We start from the raw sequence: 14901 nt of genomic DNA, 5'->3' as shown, positions 1-14901 counted from the left end.
CTATAGGTTGTGTTGTAGAATCTACGCTCTCGTCAAGTGTGCTGAGAAGAAACCATCGGCCCCTTGTGTAACCAACCACGTTTTTTGAAACCCGACACTCCAGTCAGAGTTTTCTTTCAGGAACGTCGCTATGACTGCCTCGTTTTCAGCATTCAGCATTGAACACGTTGCATACGCCAATGTTCCATCCCGCTTTAGAAAACCGGAAGCTGTCTCAAGGATCCTTGTTTGGATTGAGAACAACTCTTTCAGCTGCTCCGCAGTCAAAGACCACTTGCCCGCAGGTGCGCGACGCCACGACCCGCTTCCGGAACACGGCACGTCTGTAAGCACAAGATCGAAGGGGGCTTTCTTTTCAACGTCATCACTGGTCAACACGGAGATGTTTGCCCCCGCGCGCTGGGCGCGCGCAGGCAGATCGCGCATACGCCCTGGATTGGCATCATGGGCATAAACCTGAACGCCCCTATGTGCGGCCAATGCCAGCGCTTTACCACCACCACCCGCGCAGTAGTCCAAGACACGCATGCCAGGTTGCAAGGGCAATGCGGCAACGACCGCCTGACTGGCCGCGTCCTGCAGTTCAACCAACCCTTGTGTATAGGCACGGCATTGTGAGATTTTTCGTGTGCCCACTGTCACCTCAAGCGCGGTATCGCACACCGGGTGTTCAACAGCGGTAATGCCATCGGCCTCTAGCAAACCTATTGCTTCCGCTACATCCGTTTTGGCAACATTTACACGCAAGTGAACAGGCGCTCTGTTCTGCAGTGCCATTGCGGCTGCCTCTGCCTCTTCCCCAAGCGACTGCTTGAATTCCGGCCAGAGCCAGTCAGGGATGTCATAGCGCTCTGCATCGCTTATGAACTCACGCGCGTTCTCGGTTCCGTCAATTGGCTCTGGTGCGTACCGTTCCCCCGAGAACAAGACACTCGGGTCGGTCCCTGCAGCACGTACCGAGCCAAGCATGAGCCCTCGGCCAGTCCCTGCTCCACCCTGCGCGGCGAAGGATCGCTTGTGCCGTAGTGCATCAAAAACATGATCACGGATGGCCGCCCGATCCTTGGACCCAGCAAACCGGCTGCGACGTGCCCAACCTGTCAACGCCTTCTCTACCGGCGCTCCGGCAAGAATATCGTCAAGAATTTCGATCGAGGCCTGAACACGCGCGGCAGGGGTCATTGCAATTCCCTAGTTTGAATTAATCCTGAACCGGATGGATCCGACATTCATAACGCAAAACGGCGCCCCGGTTGGAGCGCCGCATTTACTTTCACATGGCTCACATTACCCGATAGTTCGGGCTTTCACGCGTGATCTGAACGTCATGCACGTTTAGATTAGTAAGCTGAAGCGCTTTGATTTTACACATATTTTTCTCTCACTTACTTCAGCAGGCATCAGTGGATCAGCAGTTTGTGCTTTCGTTGCTGCATCAGTTGATGTCAAAGCTATCCTTGTGTGAGGCTGGATAGCAGGCCACCAATGCGCATTCAAGGCATCTGCGACCTCAAGGATCGGCCCGAGCTTCCGTGTTTTATACACCATAGACATAGGGCTACCTAAAATCCTTTCGCGCTCCTGCCGTGAAATATTGAAATGACCCATAACAGACGAGATAGCGGCGCTGGATACCCATTCGTCAAGTCTGTCTGCCAGAGTGCGACGGATCGAATACCAATTGACCTTGGACGATCCTGAATTGTCGATACCGGATCGTGTAACGAGCCTTTGAATGACTTGTGTATAGTTTCTACTTTGGATTGCCTTCTTTCCGCCAACCTCAAGAAGATACCCAGACTTTGACGCACCAACGAGACGATCAAGAATGCTGTGCATAGGACCGGAAATCGGTGCGATTGGCTTCCGCTTGTTTGTTTGAACACCGGCACCAAGAAGATCGATAACCCCGAGATCCAGATAAACTTGATCCACTTTCAGGTTTCCGATGTGACTGATCCGGGCACCAGTTCCGATTTCCAAAAGCAAGAGATCCAGAATGTGGGGGCGACTGCAAACATCAATCAAAGCACCAATTTCCTCCACGGAGACATAACGACCCTTGGGATCGCGCTCGTGGGGCGCGGTTGTTCCATGAACATCTGGAAACCTCGGAGCAGGATAGCGAGACAATCCAGATGAGTAGGCGTTGTCTACGCAAGCGTGAGCGGCCTGAACGATGTCTTGTATTGTGTTCGGATGAAGAGGGGTGTCCCCTGCTCCGCCCTCTACCTTCCCTCTCCTACGGCTGTATCTATGACCGCGAAGGAATTTGACGAATTCTGTAAGTGCTGGTCCCATCTCAGACATGCGAGACGTCCAGAGGAAAGGGCGATAATAGAGATCCCGCCGGTTCTCCAAGAGCTTGAACCGTGCGGGGCTTAGCTTAGAGCGCTTCACCTGCTCATATGAAAGCCAGACCTCGCCAAAAGTTGGATCGAGGCCAGAAGTAGCTGCAATCGGCTCTGTGGGCTCAGCAATGACACGGATAAGTTCTTTAGCCTGACTTTCAGCCTCTATGAGGTTTCCGGCATCTAAACGCTGGCTCTCAGTTTTCTTTAGAAATCTGTTCCACCATCTCAGATAAAGCGCGCCTCTATTTTCGCAGATAGAGTAGCGCCCAATTTTCTTCACAACCTGCATCAGTTTAACCTTTTCAATAAGGAGGTACTGATGCATCAGTCAAATGAGGTCAAGTATAGCTCTTTGATTTTTCACAGATCTGTGCCCGGCCCTGCGATACTTCGATGGAGCAGGCTCAATGGGCATGTTTGCAACGATAGACTCTTCGATGTATCGAAGAAGCGCTGTGCGACTGTAGCGAACACTTCGCCCGTCATAATAGTGTGGAACCTTACGCGCAGCGCGTTTGCGCTTCAGTTTAGACAGAGAGACGCGCAGAAATTCTGCCGCCTCTGGTTCTGTCATAACTTCTTGCGCTGTGCCACTCATCTATGACTTATAGGTTCGATGAAATGTGCTGCAAGATCGCGGCAGAGAACTTTTTTGAAAAAAAGCACAGCGCAGTGAGTGAGCGCGCTACCCAAAAGTGCCGCAGCGAACGAATGTAGCTGTGTAGTTTTTCAACACCCGAAGGCTGTCCGAGTATAGGGGTTCGGGGAGAGTGCGGAACGTCCTCCTTGCCTCCGGAGGAGCCCTCGGCAGAGCGAACGGCAAGTGGAAGAAGCGCAGCGGATGCCATTTGCTTAGTGAGTAATCAATCGTCACCGAAGGCGACGGTTGGGACTTATTTCCTGTTCAGAACTAAACAAACAGGAGGTAGGAAATGGATTTTCCGGTAGTTCTAAGATTTCAATCAATGCACCCAAATGACCTCGGCAAGTTCGAGATGCACGGCAATCGAACCGGCGGAGATTTGTCGCACGTAGACAAAACCAAAACGGCCCAAAACCAAGTCTATGTCGGAAGCGAAACATGGATTGAGGATCTGCGTGAAGAGATCGAAGAGGCGAAGCGGATGAACTTCGAAAACGAGATCGCAGCATTGGAAGCGAAGAAACGCAAAAAGGATGTAGCCAGACGCAAAGAAGAAGGTCTCAAAGATCCTTGGAAACACTCAAACGGGGGTCCGCTGCGAGAAGTCATACTGTCAGCGAATGCTGAGTTTTTCAAAGATCCAGTGAAAGCGGCAATGTTTGAAAGAGAGGGTCCTGCCTTCTTCGATCACTTCTTTCGCGGTCAGGTGCGTTGCCTTCGCTTAGACCGGGACGAACAGGCCCCGCATTTTCATGCAATAATTGTTCCATGGACTGAAAAAACATCTGCGAGACGCGGAACTCAAAAGCTCATTGAGCCAAGCTCACATCCACTTCTGAAAGCGTATGAAAACGCCCAAGATGCTGCGGGCGACTGGTTTGAAGGGATCGGGCTGAAACGAGGGAAAGAGAAATCCAACCGCAAACACAAAGCTCCCGCAGATTATCGCAAGGAAGTTTCCGAGGCATACGAACGGGGAATTGAGGCCCTCGAAGAAAATGAAGTAAAGCTCTCATCAAATGGGGAAAAAATTGTATTCGGTGAGAGCGGCCCCAAAGACAAACAAGGCCAAAAACAACTCGCTAAAGAAATTTCACCTGCTTACCCCAAACTGATGAAGATCGCGAAATCGATACAAAAGATGAAAAACGATGCAATGAAAGTGATCAAAGAAAAAACAAAGAAGCTGTTGGAATTCGAAAAACTCCTAACGCAGAAGGAAAGCGAACTGGACAAAAGGGAAAAGGATCTCGATCGTCAAGCGCGGATCATTGCAGCGGCCCGCAAGCAAAATGGAAAACCGGATATCCCTGAGCTACAGCGCATAATAATGGAGAACGCGCTAAAGAAAATGGATGGTCGAGAAAGGTAACTCTGTTGGTTCGGTGTGGTCGGGGAACAGCCAAGTGATCGAACCGACCAAGATGGGAAGTGTGACACCCTGCCCTTATGAATGTTGATAGCTAATTTCTCGGCGCTCTTTGATCTGACGGTAGTTATCCAGTTCACGATCTGCATCACGGCCCAGTAACTCTTCAACCTTGAGCCACACCATTTCATCATCATCCGTCAATTCGGCGGTCTCCAAAATCTCCAAGCGCTGAATGCGAGTGGTTTTCTTTAGGAGTTCATACCAATCGCGTGGTGAAATTGTGATCCCAATGCGATCGAGTTCGCCGAGAAACTCGACATCAGCATCCGCCGCATCCTCGTTGGTGATCTCATCAACGCCAACAAGCTGTTTAAGGCCGCGAGACCATTGTAACTGCTGTTTGCCATGAAAAACTTCGGCAAACTCGATGAAAAGAGCCCCGGCCTGGTTGTCTCCTTCGTGGGTGTAGTCTTCAAGAAGTTCCCAAGGATTGCGCCCACTGCCGAGTTTACGAGTGGATTTCTTTCGATGCTGTGCTGTAATCTCGGATGCGAGATCCCAGTTCCCGGCCCTTTTTGCGTCAGAGATCCTTTTAACAGCGTCTGAAGTGCGGAACCCGTCAGCGGCACCGAATTTTGAAATATAGTTTCCGACCTTGTCTCCTTCAGCTAAATCGAAACCATGCCCATTCCCGCTAAGACCCTGAGATCGTAAGCAGCGGAGCCAAAGAGCTTTCATCGACAAAAGTTTTGCGGCTTCTTTAGAAGAAGATGTTTTCACGAAGAAGATGATATGGAAATGAGGATGCCAGCCATTCTTTCCGTGTGTGATCTCAAAAGCAATCAGGAAGCCAGCGATCCGAGGCTTGATCTTTCTCCACTTCTTTGACTGGAACATCATACGCTTTGCTTCGAGTAGACCGTTCACAAGCACAGCCAGATCATCCTTACGACCGTGGCGAGCCGTAAGTGTCATCATCATTGGAGTAGCATTGATAAAGCCTTCGCTGTCTTTTGCGCGAGCCCATGCCAGAGCCTTGTTGGCTTCCCTTGCCCGAATGCGGGAAATGTTTCGAGAGCAGATTGGGCAAGTCCAAACATTACCGCAGGTCATCAAGTTCCCGAACCGTGCACGTTCGTCGTAAATCTCGACATTCACACCGTCTTTACCATATGCCAAACTCTTGAGGCACTTCGAGACGCGGCCTTGTTTTTTCCCTTTCAATAGGTATGCAGCAGAGCGCTGTTCGGCCCAAAGTCTGCGACGGGGTTCAGACCTTAATTCGTGTTGTTTTTCAAGGCTTTCATAAGCCTCATCGACCAATTTCTGGTCAACGAAACTCGTATTGCTATCAAGACCGCCTACGGCTCTCGCTCCGGCTCCGCCGTCGCTCACAGAGCTTTCTATCTGCTCGATTGAGGTGAACATACAAGTTCTCTTCGTGTTGTGCGAAGAGGACTTACGTCCGCAGTTCAAAAGACTGAAAATTTAGCAAACGAAAAAATTTATCGAGTACTTTAATGGATAGTCAACCGGATCCTGCCCTGAATACACGGCAACAAATCAAAAGGCAGACATGGAACTCGAAGTCGCGCCCGTTGCTCTAACCTGGGCAAAGCTCCCAAGAGGGTTTGGTTTCTTTGGGGAAAGCCCTGGCATGTCAAACTTGCAGAAGTTGAATTGCCAGGGCTACTTGCACAACTGGAATACGTGAAACGCCTTCCTTATTCACAAATTAGGCCCAACCGGTTCGTCGCACAAACACAAAGCCTGACCTAAGCCAATCCTCTCCGCCGGACAATTTTCAAAGGCTGAAATATAACTCGTCCAATCTTGCCAGCCCCCTTCGAAGGGTGCTCATCCAGGACGCCTTCTCGCTGTTCTGGATGATGGCTTTACACTCTTTCATCAGGCCCAGAAGTTTAGAAAGCTCGATGGTTGGCTTACCTTCTAAAGCAGCCATTGCCCTACCAACATTTGCTGCATCAGAAACATCAGTTACGACGGGCAATTTTCCATCGTTCAAGTCATCGAGAAACTCGGAAGACTTGCCCCCGGTAGTTTTGAATGCGCTTACGACGCCCACTGCGCGATCCCGATACATCTCCCGTCGCTTTATTGGTGCTGCCGTGCGCATAATAAATTCTGAGAGATCCGCCTGGGACATCGCAGCTTTTCCCGCATAGTAGTGCATAGGAAGCCATGCACCGTTGCCGCCCTCTACGGCGCAACGGATATAGTCTTTCGGATCGAATGGGGAATTGAGAGCGAGGAATTCGTCAATCAGATCATTTGGGGTGACAAAGGCTTTCCGCACTTCCGCACCCGTCCCATCAACCGTTTGAACATCGCCGACAAGACGAAGTGTCGGTGCTCCTTCTTCTTCCCGGAATTCACCCTCCCGAATAAAGTTGATCCTATCCAGAAGCTCTTCCCCGATCAGAATCGACCGCTTCTCGTCACTCAGTTTGCCTTGGTTGAGATCTGCGATCATAGCATTCTGGGGCCCGAGTTTCAGTAATTCAGAAAGCATCGGAAGCATTCTTTCTCTTGCCTGACGGTCACGCTCATCAAGCATCGATCTAAGGTCACTATATTTTATTCGGTTCGATTGCCCCGGATACCGATAGAAGATGTCGCCTTCTTTGACCGCTCCCTCATTCTTCGTAGCGATGACTGGCCGCCCCGGGTGACGATGAACGAAAATCACCCCCACCCTCATCTCCCCCAAGACAACGGTCCCGGTTTCAATCCTTGGCGTCGGATCAAAGATGGATTTTAGTTTGTTAGAGAAGTCGGCAGGATCTGCGTTGAAAAACTCTTCTCGATCCAATCCAAATACCTGGTAGCTATCTTCCGCAACGCTACCGCCTTCTATGTGCTTGTCCTTCACACCGAACAGTATGTATCCGCCTTCATTGTTCGCAAGCGCGGCCACCGCACGAAGCCATTTATCCGCATGCCTGAAACCAAAATTCTCTTTGCATTCGTGGCGGTCGGTCTCACCATGTCGAAATTTCCAGATCCCTGTGTTGTCTTCTATGAACATTGCTTCCAAAGAATTGCGATCTATTGGGCTCACCTCCGGCAAGGGTAAGCTTCCCGCCGGAACCGCCACTGAAGCCGAAACCTCGGTTGCTTCAAACTCCCGTAGAAATGTATCGAGATCCTGTTCGGTCGCGGCTTCAATGGCGGAAGAGTCGCTGTACTTTCCGTTGCTTATATCGGTAATCCTTCCTGAATTGACCGATCTATCGGGACGATTGAAGAAGAACTGAATATCTTTGTTCTTCATTCCTCGTCTTAGCATTGCTTTGATCAGAGCTATTTCTCTGTCAGATATCGAACGTCTTGCCATTGCTCAAATCTTAATAACTGAATTGTCTCAAAAAGCGGCAGAAATGCGCTGGTGTTGAAGCACCGGTGGCCCAGGATGGTATGGCACCGCAAGATCGTGGTCCTTGGCGCTATGACCTTCTGATGGGTGTCGGATCCGTGGTTTTGCGGACGACACCGCCACGTGTGATCGTTGTTGTCCGGACAGTTTCGACACCTTTATGGGCAACTTCTATCTCAACGTGATTAAGTTCTTGATCCATGCCTCCGAAGCAAGCGTGCATTGCTTCGAGAATACCAACATCGCTGAGCTTGTTCACCTTGGGTTTCGGATTGTTGCGCGGGCTCGGCACTGTTCCAGGAAACAGATAAATGCAAGGAGGCGGCAAGACATACTGACCTACTTCCGTTAAACGAGAAGCATCAAGATCAAGCTTTGGGCATCTCCTTGAAGTCGTTCCACAAATCCAGTCCCAAACAACCAGCCCATCAATGCGCTGACTTCTGTCAATCATTTCAGCGCTGAGACGAGTGTGTATTCCTGACCAAACATTGTGCCTCGGATCCGCGCCAGGATTGCTGCAAACACTCCACAAAATGAACTCGTCAGCATGAGGCGGGCGTTCAAATATGTTTGTGTTGTTTCCATCCAGGCACCCCTTCAACTCAATGATGGCGGTGCGGCCAGAGTTCAGTTCGACGTAATAATCATGCCTGTTCGCTTCACCGGCAGATCCCCAATCTGCAATGAAATTGCCGTCCTGCATATGACTTAGGATCAGTGCAACAAAATCTCTTTTCTCTTTCATCGAAGCCGAAAACTGGCCTCTTATCCTTTCAATAGTTCCCCTGAACAGTCCCGATTGATAGAAATCGTGCTCATCCAACCCATGATCTCCCAACTTATGGGCTTCGGTTTTCAGCACTTCAGCAAATTCAACGATCTTCTTTCTAAGCTCTGCATTCTTCTCACAGGGGATTTCACTCACGCTTCCGCTCGACTCTTAGTTGATTCTTTGGTCGAGAGTATCTTTTCAAACAGATGGTGTGCAATGTATCTCACAACAGGCACGGCAACCCCATCCCCGGTCAAGTGATATGCCTCGTTGTAGCGCTCGGGAAGCTGGTAACTATCATCCAGCCCCATCAGGCGAGCAGTTTCCCGAGTTGAAATGAGTCTGGAACGGATCTGTTGCTCTTCCACGACCATTATCAATTGTCGCGAAGATCCTCCTGCGGGCGTTCTCAAACACCCTGCGATTTCATCAAACCTAATTTCAGCCCTTTGAACCTTGATCCCGTGCTCATGCCTTGTACGTTTGTAAATCGTTCCGACCATCTTCACGCCGGCAGCTTTTGCGGTCTCGACCTTCGCGAGATTCACCTCAGACATCATTGACAAGAGAGCGGTAGTTTCAGCAGATGAATGCCAGCGTGTAGAAGTAGGGTTGTCTTCAACCAAGTCCGCGAATTTCTGTTTACGCTTGGGCGGCGCAGGTAATCTCCACCAGACCCAGCGGTCTTTCAGTTCATCCGATAGACGGTCAAACGCATTCCTCAATCCTTTTGTATGCCAAGGAGATTTCGCGCCTTCTGCAGTTGTGAGCGGAGGTAGTTTCAAATCGTCTCTAATTGCGATTACAAACAACCGAGGCCGGGACTGCGGAACAAAATCAGCTGCATCAGCCACGATCGCTCCATATCTATAACCAAGATTGGACAATGCTTTGCAGATCGCGACAAAATCCTTGCCTTGATGAGACGTCAGAGTCCCAAGGACATTTTCCAACGCAATGATTGCAGGTGCCCTGTTTTCATCCCTTAAAGTCTGTATGTGATGGATGAATGGCCAGAAAGTTCCTGAGCGATCCCCTTTTAAACCTGCACCACCGCCAGCGAGTGAGAGGTCTTGGCAAGGGAACGAACCCCAAACTAAATCCGGGTTACCAGGCATATCTTCAGGAGCGATGTTCCGGATATCATCAATGATCAGGTGATCATCACCCCAATTAAGTGCGTATGTGACACCCTTCTTTCTGTCGAAATCATTGGCAAGAAGACACTTCCATTTAGGCCCAAGGCCTGCCCTTGCCATCCCGCCGCCTGCAAAGAATTCATAGAAATTACGCAATTTTTTTGCTCTCCCTCTTGCGAGTGAGTAGATCAGACTCATGAGAACTAAGCAAGAACGCGTTAATAGGGCGTTTCTCACTGTGGCGTGAAGCCCTCGCAAGAATCTTCCGCGCCAAACGTAGCAGATGGAGTTTTCGAGCGGTCCGAATATGCATCAGTTTAACAGGAACGCTATCCAATTTTGCATCAGTTTGCATCAAGAAACCTGACACGTTCTTGGTGCGTTCCTGGCATTTCACAGGCAAACACTGATGCAAGATTTCTCATGCATCAGCCATAACCAACTGATTATGCAAGTCTATAATTTGGGCTCTCACGTGTAATCTGAACGTCATGCACGTGGCTTTCTTTCAAGCCAGCGCCAGTAATTTTGACAAAGTTACAGTTGCGGCGCATTTCGTCCACTGTCGCACATCCGGTGTATCCCATTGCAGCACGCAATCCACCAACGAGCTGATGAATAACTGCACTGGCTGAACCTTTATAAGGCACCTGCCCCTCGATACCTTCGGGAACCAGTTTGTCGTTGGCCGCATCCTTTTGGAAATAACGGTCCGCAGACCCCCGAGCCATTGCTCCAAGGCTGCCCATACCGCGATAGGATTTGAACGAACGGCCTTGATACAGGATCACCTCGCCCGGGCTTTCATCCGTTCCTGCAATCATCGAACCCACCATGGCACAGGACGCGCCCGCAGCGATGGCCTTGGCGAAATCGCCCGAGAACTTGATGCCGCCATCAGCGATGACCGGTACATCACCCGCGGCTGCCGCACAGTCCATAATCGCGGTTAACTGAGGCACACCGACACCGGCAACCATTCGGGTTGTGCAGATCGAGCCAGGACCAATACCCACTTTGATCGCATCCGCACCTGCATCAATAAGCGCTTTCGCAGCATCTCCGGTTGCAACGTTGCCAGCAATGATCTGCACTTCGTTCGAAAGCGTTTTCACACGTTTCACCGCATCCAGAACACCCTGCGAATGTCCATGAGCCGTATCGACAACAATGATGTCAGCGCCCGAGTCTACCAGCAGTTCCGAACGTTCAAATCCGGCATCACCTACCGAAGTTGCAGCTGCGACCCGCAGACGACCCAAACGGTCTTTGCAAGCGGTTGGGTTCAGAACAGCCTGTTCGGTGTCTTTCAAGGTCAGAAGACCGGTCAACTTGCCTTCGGCGTCGACCACCAGCAGCTTTTCAATACGGCGGGCCTTCATCAGGCTCTTGGCTTCTTCAAGATCCGCAGGTTCACGCAGCATCGCCAGATTATCAGTCGTCATCATGGCTTTGATCGGAGTGTCATCAGATGTCGCGAACCGCATGTCCCGGTTTGTGACGATGCCCAGAACCCGACCATCATCTTCAACGACTGGGAAACCCGTGAAATTGTAGCGCTGAACCAACGCCTTGGCATCAGCCAACGTCTGATCCGCCCGCAGTGTGACGGGGTTGTAAACGATGCCGGATTCAAAGCGTTTGACACGCCGTACTTCGCGCGATTGCTCTTCAGCGGACAGGTTCTTGTGGATGACCCCAATACCGCCAGCCTGCGCCATGGCAATCGCCATTCTCGCCTCGGTCACCGTATCCATTGCCGAGCTGAGCAAAGGGATATTCATGGTGATTTCACGCGTCACGCGCGTGGCGGTATCCGCCGTGGCGGGCAGCACCGACGAAGCCGCCGGAACCAATAGAACGTCGTCAAAGGTGAGTGCCTCACGAATCTGCATCTGATTACCCCATGCAAAAGCCCGTTTGGCGGTGACCCTATTACATGGATTCAGCCGAAGGAAAAGCCCCTGAACCCAAGTTGTTTCGGGCTGCGCGCCGATGCCACGCCGGAAAACGACGCAAGCTGCCTAAAACGTGCCGCTGAATGCCCTTTCCCTTTGCGCACAAACCCATATCTTGCGCGGCATACGCGCGAATACAAAAGGCAGGCCGATCATGACCACCGACCCCCTTGTCGTCTTTACTCCCTCGGGCAAACGCGGGCACTTTCCCGTCGGCACACCGATTCTGACTGCGGCCCGTCAATTGGGCGTTGACCTGGATTCGGTTTGTGGCGGGCGCGGCATTTGCTCGAAATGCCAGATAACGCCCAGCTTTGGTGAATTCCCCAAACACGGCGTCACCGTCGCCGAAGATGCCCTGAGTGAGTGGAACGCTGTCGAGCAGCGATATGATGACAAGCGTGGCCTGAAACCCGGTCGTCGGCTTGGCTGTCAGGCGACAGTTCAGGGCGATGTCGTCATCGATGTTCCGCCTGAAAGCCAGGTGCATCGTCAGGTCGTCCGCAAGGCAGCAGCAGCGCGCGCGATCACCATGGACCCGGCAACCCGTCTGTATTTTGTCGTGGTGGAAGAGCCCGACATGCACTCTCCCACTGGTGATCTGGAACGGCTGGAGCGTGCCCTGCGCGAGCAGTGGAAGATCGAGGCCGTAACCGCTGACCTTTCGTTGATGTCAAAGCTGCAGCCCGTTCTGCGCAAAGGCAAATGGGAAGTCACCGTCGCAGTCCACAAGGGCCACAAAGACGAAGTGGCAAAGGTCGTCGAAATCTGGCCCGGCCTTCATGAACATGGGCTCTACGGTCTGGCCATCGACCTCGGCTCGACCACCATCGCTGCTCACCTGACAGATCTGGAAACCGGAGAGGTTAAAGCATCATCCGGTCTGATGAACCCGCAGATCCGCTTTGGCGAAGACCTCATGAGCCGCGTTTCGTACTCGATGATGAACCCCGGCGGCGACCAAGAGATGACGAAGGCCGTCCGCGAGGCCATCAACGACCTGACGACTTCGATCGCTGACGAGGCGGGGATTGACGCGGAACTGATCGTCGAAACGGTTTTCGTCTGTAACCCGGTCATGCACCACCTCCTGCTGGGTCTGGACCCGGTAGAATTGGGTCAGGCGCCGTTTGCTCTGGCAACGTCGGAAAGCATGTCCCTGCCCGCGCGCGAGATGGACCTGACCAACATGAACCCGCGCGCGCAGGTCTACATCCTGCCCTGTATCGCGGGTCATGTGGGAGCTGACTGTGCCGCGGTTGCGTTGTCCGAGGAACCCGGCAAATCCGAAGACCTTGTCTTGATCGTAGATGTGGGCACAAACGCTGAAATTCTGCTTGGCAATACCAGCCGTGTTCTGGCCTGCTCTTCACCCACAGGTCCTGCGTTCGAAGGTGCCCAGATCAGTTCGGGTCAACGCGCCGCCCCCGGGGCGATTGAGCGGATCGAAATCGATCCGGTAACTAAAGAGCCGCGGTTCCGGATTATCGGCTCGGAAAGATGGTCGGACGAAGAAGGATTCGATCAGGATGTCGCGACAACCGGTATCACTGGCATTTGTGGCTCGGGCATCATCGAAGCCGTCGCCGAAATGCGTATCGCGGGCTTGTTGGACGAAAGCGGGTTGATCGGATCGGCCGAGCAAACTGGTACGTCACGCTCAGTTCCCGAAGGGCGCACCCATTCCTACCTGATCCACGATGCAAGCGCCGAAGGTGGTCCGCGCATTACCGTCACACAAGGTGACATTCGTGCGATTCAGCTCGCGAAATCAGCGCTTTATGCCGGTGCACGGCTGCTGATGGATGAGATGGAAGTGGACAAGGTAGACCGCGTGGTACTGGCGGGTGCTTTCGGTGCGCATATCTCGACCAAACATGCGATGGTGTTGGGAATGATCCCAGACGCTCCGTTAGACAAGGTTTCCAGCGCCGGAAACGCGGCGGGAACGGGTGCGCGAATCGCGCTCTGCAACATCTCAGCTCGAGCTGAAATCGAGCGTGTCGTTCGGGAAATCACCAAGGTTGAAACCGCAATCGAGCCTAAGTTCCAGGATCATTTCGTGGCCGCCAACGCCATCCCGCACAAAACCGATCCGTTCCCAGAACTGGCGCAGGTGGTTACTTTGCCAAATCCGAGCTTTAACACGGGCGGAGATCAGGAAAATTCTGGCCGTCGCCGTCGCAGAAGGTCATAGTCGGGCCAACCACAGGAGGCCCGTATGCAGACAGTGAACGAAGAACAAGCCGAGTACTGGGGCAAGTCGGCATCAGGCGCAAAATGGCTGACCTACGAAGATCAGCTTGATCACCTGATGTCCCCCGTACTTGAACTGGTGCTTGATCGTGCCGGTCTGCAAACGGGCATGCGTGTGCTCGATGTCGGCTGCGGTACTGGCGTTAGCTCGATTGCTGCAGCAAAACAGCTCGGCGAAAGCGGACATGTGCTGGCCGCAGATATATCCGAGCCATTTCTTGATCGCGCCCGAACTCGTGCGTCAGATCAGGAATTGAACAATATCACTTTCCAGTATGTTGATGCGCAAACGCACGATTTTGCTGAAGGCGATCGGGATGCCGCAATTTCACGCTTTGGTGTGATGTTTTTTGAAGACTCCGTAGCCGCCTTTTCAAATATTGCCCGCGCGTTGAAGCCCGGTGGCCAGATGACATTCGCGGCTTGGGGACCCTTGGCAGACAATCCGTGGTTCAAGATTCCACATATCGCGGCAACCTCTCGCCTCGGACACCCGCCTAAAGTTGACCGTTTTGCCCCCGGCCCTCTGGCGTTTCACGATATCGATCACGTAACGGGCATGATGACCGAAGCTGGACTTTCCGATGTTCAGGCAGACGCCGTGCCACTTGGATTGAGGGGCATTGGCTCGGTTCGGGATTCGGCCATTCTTTGTACACGCGTTGGTCCCGCAGCGCGGGTTATCTCGCACTTTGATGGAACGTCCGCAGATGTGCATGCCATTCAGGAAGGCGTTGCAGACGCGTTCAGTTCCTTTGAAAATGGGCAGGACCTGGAAATACCTGCTGTGATCAACTTGTTTCAGGCGCGCAGATCAACTTGAACAAGTTGGAGCGGGTAGCGGGAATCGAACCCGCGCGTTCAGCTTGGGAAGCTGACAGGCTACCATTACATCATACCCGCCGCGCCGGACTGAATATCATCACTCTCAGAACGTGATCAAGATCATTCAAGCTTTGTGAGCCACCTGTAGAAGCAAGAAAAAGGCCAGATCATTGATCCGGCCT

11 protein-coding genes and 1 tRNA gene are annotated in these 14901 nt (G+C 52.2%); 3 read left to right on the top strand and 9 right to left on the bottom strand.

The window, feature by feature from the left end:
- Positions 1-21 precede the first annotated feature (21 nt).
- From GOX61_RS09680 to GOX61_RS22595, 3 genes are all read right to left on the bottom strand, one after another.
- Positions 22-1182: an RsmB/NOP family class I SAM-dependent RNA methyltransferase gene (locus GOX61_RS09680; RefSeq protein ID WP_170333200.1), complete on the bottom strand. Its 1161-nt coding sequence runs from the start codon at positions 1180-1182 to the stop codon at positions 22-24.
- Between the two features lie 153 nt (positions 1183-1335).
- Positions 1336-2679, bottom strand: a complete 1344-nt coding sequence (locus GOX61_RS09675; protein ID WP_170333190.1) for a tyrosine-type recombinase/integrase — start codon at positions 2677-2679, stop codon at positions 1336-1338.
- 3 nt (positions 2680-2682) lie between these two features.
- Positions 2683-2928 (bottom strand): helix-turn-helix domain-containing protein, encoded by a 246-nt coding sequence (locus GOX61_RS22595; protein ID WP_367646954.1) that lies wholly within the window; start codon positions 2926-2928, stop codon positions 2683-2685.
- 358 nt (positions 2929-3286) lie between these two features.
- Here GOX61_RS22595 and GOX61_RS09665 point away from each other — a divergent pair, with 358 nt between their 5' ends.
- A complete protein-coding gene (locus GOX61_RS09665) occupies positions 3287-4369 on the top strand; it encodes a plasmid recombination protein (RefSeq protein ID WP_170333186.1) in 1083 nt (360 codons plus the stop codon).
- 75 nt (positions 4370-4444) lie between these two features.
- On the opposite strand, the gene GOX61_RS09660 is transcribed toward GOX61_RS09665, so the two are convergent.
- From GOX61_RS09660 to guaB, 5 genes are all read right to left on the bottom strand, one after another.
- Positions 4445-5797: a protein rep gene (locus tag GOX61_RS09660; protein WP_170333184.1), complete on the bottom strand. Its 1353-nt coding sequence runs from the start codon at positions 5795-5797 to the stop codon at positions 4445-4447.
- Positions 5798-6173: 376 nt separating this feature from the next.
- Positions 6174-7727 carry an AlbA family DNA-binding domain-containing protein gene (locus GOX61_RS09655; RefSeq protein ID WP_170333182.1) on the bottom strand — a complete coding sequence of 518 codons (1554 nt, stop codon included), beginning with the start codon at positions 7725-7727 and terminating at the stop codon, positions 6174-6176.
- A gap of 109 nt (positions 7728-7836) precedes the next feature.
- Complete coding sequence (locus GOX61_RS09650) at positions 7837-8694, bottom strand: hypothetical protein (protein ID WP_170333181.1); 858 nt, start codon at positions 8692-8694, stop codon at positions 7837-7839.
- A complete protein-coding gene (locus GOX61_RS09645) occupies positions 8691-9878 on the bottom strand; it encodes a DNA cytosine methyltransferase (protein WP_217353809.1) in 1188 nt (395 codons plus the stop codon). The genes GOX61_RS09650 and GOX61_RS09645 overlap by 4 nt, the downstream gene beginning before the upstream one ends.
- A gap of 248 nt (positions 9879-10126) precedes the next feature.
- Positions 10127-11575 (bottom strand): IMP dehydrogenase, encoded by a 1449-nt coding sequence (guaB, locus tag GOX61_RS09640; RefSeq protein WP_170333179.1) that lies wholly within the window; start codon positions 11573-11575, stop codon positions 10127-10129.
- Between the two features lie 217 nt (positions 11576-11792).
- On the opposite strand from guaB, the gene GOX61_RS09635 reads away from it, so the two are divergent.
- Both GOX61_RS09635 and GOX61_RS09630 read left to right on the top strand, forming a co-directional pair.
- The gene (locus tag GOX61_RS09635; protein ID WP_170333177.1) at positions 11793-13835 is read left to right on the top strand and encodes an ASKHA domain-containing protein; all 2043 of its coding nucleotides are present in this window, start codon (positions 11793-11795) and stop codon (positions 13833-13835) included.
- 24 nt (positions 13836-13859) lie between these two features.
- Complete coding sequence (locus GOX61_RS09630) at positions 13860-14717, top strand: class I SAM-dependent methyltransferase (RefSeq protein ID WP_170333175.1); 858 nt, start codon at positions 13860-13862, stop codon at positions 14715-14717.
- Positions 14718-14723: 6 nt separating this feature from the next.
- Here the strand turns inward: GOX61_RS09630 and GOX61_RS09625 are convergent.
- Positions 14724-14797: transfer RNA gene (locus GOX61_RS09625), tRNA-Gly, on the bottom strand.
- Positions 14798-14901 lie beyond the last annotated feature (104 nt).

Origin of the sequence: Ruegeria arenilitoris (assembly GCF_013030265.1) — a bacterium.
Classification (GTDB): domain Bacteria; phylum Pseudomonadota; class Alphaproteobacteria; order Rhodobacterales; family Rhodobacteraceae; genus Ruegeria; species Ruegeria arenilitoris_E.
Note: the sequence above shows the minus strand (reverse complement) of the source record. Positions and strands in the feature narration are given on the sequence as shown.

Coding starts and splice junctions, on each gene's coding strand:
- GOX61_RS09645 (WP_217353809.1), bottom strand. CDS start 9,878: ATGAGTCTGATCTACTCACTCGCAAGAGGGAGAGCAAAAAAATTGCGT.
- GOX61_RS09635 (WP_170333177.1), top strand. CDS start 11,793: ATGACCACCGACCCCCTTGTCGTCTTTACTCCCTCGGGCAAACGCGGG.
- guaB (WP_170333179.1), bottom strand. CDS start 11,575: ATGCAGATTCGTGAGGCACTCACCTTTGACGACGTTCTATTGGTTCCG.
- GOX61_RS09675 (WP_170333190.1), bottom strand. CDS start 2,679: ATGCATCAGTACCTCCTTATTGAAAAGGTTAAACTGATGCAGGTTGTG.
- GOX61_RS09680 (WP_170333200.1), bottom strand. CDS start 1,182: ATGACCCCTGCCGCGCGTGTTCAGGCCTCGATCGAAATTCTTGACGAT.
- GOX61_RS09665 (WP_170333186.1), top strand. CDS start 3,287: ATGGATTTTCCGGTAGTTCTAAGATTTCAATCAATGCACCCAAATGAC.
- GOX61_RS09655 (WP_170333182.1), bottom strand. CDS start 7,727: ATGGCAAGACGTTCGATATCTGACAGAGAAATAGCTCTGATCAAAGCA.
- GOX61_RS09630 (WP_170333175.1), top strand. CDS start 13,860: ATGCAGACAGTGAACGAAGAACAAGCCGAGTACTGGGGCAAGTCGGCA.
- GOX61_RS09660 (WP_170333184.1), bottom strand. CDS start 5,797: ATGTTCACCTCAATCGAGCAGATAGAAAGCTCTGTGAGCGACGGCGGA.
- GOX61_RS22595 (WP_367646954.1), bottom strand. CDS start 2,928: ATGACAGAACCAGAGGCGGCAGAATTTCTGCGCGTCTCTCTGTCTAAA.